This window comes from Endozoicomonas sp. SESOKO2, assembly GCF_024606245.1.
Lineage (GTDB): Bacteria > Pseudomonadota > Gammaproteobacteria > Pseudomonadales > Endozoicomonadaceae > Endozoicomonas_A.
On sequence record NZ_JAHHPQ010000075.1, the window covers coordinates 1 to 2,822 of the forward strand.

Consider the following 2,822-nt stretch of genomic DNA (forward strand, 5'->3'; position numbering starts at 1 on the left):
ATAGCTCGCTATTCTCCTCACAAAACCGAATTTTCATCCTCAATTTTCTGCCGTCTTGGCTACGTGGTCTCCCAGACGGGGCCATTGTCGGTCAGGCTCCCGGAAACCCAGGCAGGTTATCTCCTTGAGGCCAGAACAAAGTACAAAAACATCTGGCGCAAAAGCCCACGAATCGCTCTCCCTCTCAAACAACCATGGTAAATTTAGTCAAGGAACGCCAGATTAACAAGCAGCTCAGCATACATTGAACGACATTTTTCCTGCGAGCCTTGGGCTTGTTTCTCTGAAAGACTTATAGATCAGGTTTAGCTATCCTCGGTGAATCGCCCAGTGCGGACCCGCAGACCAAGGTGCTGCAGGGGCCGGAGGTTAGAGATCCCCGGCTAACCGATTTATACCTGTTTCAAAAACTAAGTATTTAGCTATAGCGTCTTTTTTTTCTGCGTGGAGGGTTGCACTCAGAGTCAGTGCTATCAGTCTCTGAACTTTCTTGTGTGGAGCTATCCGTTTCTAAACTTTCCGGATCTGAACTTTCCAGACCTGAACTTTCCGATTCTGGACTTTCTGAGTCTGAACTTTCTGGGCCTGAAGACGGATTGCTACACTCCATTTCACCAGTCATTACATTAAATTAGCAAAATGGGCAGGATGTTTTTTTAAACCATTTTGCGATGCATTCACGGTGAAATTTATGACCGTACTCAAAAGTGCGCAACTTTCCATCATTAATTATTTCTAAACAAATTTCCGTTCGAGGCAGTTAAACCGCTCTTTCACCTCATGTTTGAATTGACCATGTTCTTTGTCTTACTGGTCAAACCTTTGGTGCATTTCACCACGGGTTTGACCCAAAGCATCAACTGCGTCAGTCAGGGTGTTGCGAGTATGATCAATCTTTGTCGGCTGAGGTTTTGCTTTGGCACTCAATGGCATAACTTCAATCTATATAAGTGAAGGACACAGATTAGCAGAGATTAACGGCAAGACACTTAATCCGGATAGGGCAGAGCCTGACAGCTTTGATCCATCCCACACATCTTAGCTCTGTAATGATCTTTAAGATAACGGCCTTCGTTCGACGGCTTAGTTGTTTGGCAGTCACTCTCAGTTTGGCCATTGCTATCTCAGCAAATGCGGAAGTTCGTCAACAGTCATACCATTAACGCCAGCGGCTCCTTTATTACCTTGAAGCTGCTAAGTACCGGTACCAGATTATTCCTCTCAAGTAGCCGCACCATCACAGGTGAACAAAAGATGGATTTGGATTCAATCGGGTCTCCCGTTACCAGTTCCCCCCCTGGATAATCCAGAGACAACGACAGTTGTTTAACAACTGTCATCCGAAATCACTTCCCCGACAATTACTCTCCAATATCTGTTCAGACCTTCAGGGGCGAGATTCAACTACAATGCCTTCTGCTGACAAGGCAATGGATGGTCTGTTGCAGGAGCCATTTTCGGTCTTCTGTATTGCGGTCAAGCAGAATGATTCCTTTGTCAGATGCTCCCTCAACAAAATGCCGACCTCCCGATGTATGACACTTAACTTTCCTCGCGCAGACCCTGCCTCACGGCAACGCCCTTGCTCTTGCGCTAACCTCCGGCTCTGCGAATACCTGATCTTCACTTCTCAAGTTAAGTGCCATGCCCGGCACACGCGCCTGGTTCAGCCGCGCCGCCGACGTCGTCGGGTGGAGAGCAAAGCCCGGAACGAACTTGAATCATTTGTTATGTGGCGTTTTATGGTCTACTTTTGCGAGATTCATCAAAAAAGAAATCATAGAATCAATCTCAGGATCCATATATTATGGTATTTATTTACAAAGCGTTATTTATTCTTTCCGCGATAACTTTCAATCTTTTTATATTCAATGCTTCTGCTTCTGAGCAGATAAACTTTTTTATATGTTCAGCTAATGAAAATAAAAGTCAATATGCTGTTATTGAAAGAGAAACAATTGATAAGAAAATCTTTAATGATGACTTTGATAACAATTGGTCTGTAATTAATCAGCTTGCTCCGTTTTTTCTTGTCAGGGGCCATTACATTCCCAGCTCCTGTGAAATAGTTAATTTAAAAAACTTAACTAATGAATTTCCATATTTGAAAGATAGCATCAAGCGATATTTGACTTTAGAAGATAGTAAAGATAACAAGGAGCCATTAATAGTAGTATTGCCTACTCAATTGACCAATTCAGATTCTATTAATAAAGTTCGTCCAGCAATAATTGCTACGAGCCTTACCTTTGCAATTTTATGGGGGCTTGGTTCTTCATATTTAGCACCTGGCTGTTTAATGGTTTTTATAACCTGTGCATTCAGGCCTGAACAATGCCAGACAGTTTTGGAAAATTTTTCCGATTTCTTCTCTGAACTATGGACAAAAGCGACATCACGACAATCTACATCTATGTCAGGAACGGGACATAGATTGGGAAATTAGCCACATAAGGAGCCAGTAGAAAAATCAAAGAACAAAGCCGTAAAACTTGCGGCTCCTGTTATTAGCGAGTGCTGACCTTCAGACTCCCTGTTAATTTATAATTTTTCCACTCTGGCTTATGACCAGTCTGGGAACCGTTCAGAACACTGCAGGCGCTTCTGGCTGAGCAAGCAGTTTGCGCCTCTGGTAAAAGAACAGGTGCTGTTTGATATCGTGCTTTTTACCCCAGCCAGAGGCCGAAAGTCCGGATTTTTGCCAGTCGTTCATTCGTTCTTGCCAGACTAGCTGTTTTGTTTGCGCTCTATAGGTTTCATAGATCTTTCCGTTTTGAAACCTGAAGTATTAAGGGATATGGCTTTCTTTGTAATGTGGGGTT

General features: G+C 43.3%; 5 protein-coding genes. 2 read left to right on the forward strand and 3 right to left on the reverse strand.

The window, feature by feature from the left end:
- The coding region (locus KDK17_RS02000) for a hypothetical protein (RefSeq protein ID WP_257287224.1) at positions 1 to 201 on the forward strand (201 nt) is incomplete at its 5' end.
- Positions 202 to 631: 430 nt separating this feature from the next.
- On the opposite strand, the gene KDK17_RS19450 is transcribed toward KDK17_RS02000, so the two are convergent.
- Together KDK17_RS19450 and KDK17_RS02005 are read right to left on the reverse strand one after the other, a co-directional pair.
- Positions 632 to 760 (reverse strand): RING finger domain-containing protein, encoded by a 129-nt coding sequence (locus tag KDK17_RS19450; RefSeq protein WP_373691556.1) that lies wholly within the window; start codon positions 758 to 760, stop codon positions 632 to 634.
- A 391-nt stretch (positions 761 to 1,151) separates the two neighbouring features.
- Entirely contained in the window at positions 1,152 to 1,340 is a 189-nt protein-coding gene (locus KDK17_RS02005; protein WP_257287225.1) for a hypothetical protein, read from the reverse strand.
- A 467-nt stretch (positions 1,341 to 1,807) separates the two neighbouring features.
- On the opposite strand from KDK17_RS02005, the gene KDK17_RS02010 reads away from it, so the two are divergent.
- Positions 1,808 to 2,446, forward strand: a complete 639-nt coding sequence (locus KDK17_RS02010; protein WP_257282044.1) for a hypothetical protein — start codon at positions 1,808 to 1,810, stop codon at positions 2,444 to 2,446.
- Positions 2,447 to 2,584: 138 nt separating this feature from the next.
- Here the strand turns inward: KDK17_RS02010 and KDK17_RS02015 are convergent, their stop codons facing one another.
- On the reverse strand, positions 2,585 to 2,713 hold the full coding sequence (locus KDK17_RS02015) for a hypothetical protein (RefSeq protein ID WP_257287226.1): 129 nt from the start codon (positions 2,711 to 2,713) through the stop codon (positions 2,585 to 2,587).
- Positions 2,714 to 2,822: the final 109 nt, after the last annotated feature.

Coding starts and splice junctions, on each gene's coding strand:
- KDK17_RS02015 (WP_257287226.1), bottom strand. CDS start 2,713: ATGAACGACTGGCAAAAATCCGGACTTTCGGCCTCTGGCTGGGGTAAA.
- KDK17_RS02005 (WP_257287225.1), bottom strand. CDS start 1,340: ATGACAGTTGTTAAACAACTGTCGTTGTCTCTGGATTATCCAGGGGGG.
- KDK17_RS02010 (WP_257282044.1), top strand. CDS start 1,808: ATGGTATTTATTTACAAAGCGTTATTTATTCTTTCCGCGATAACTTTC.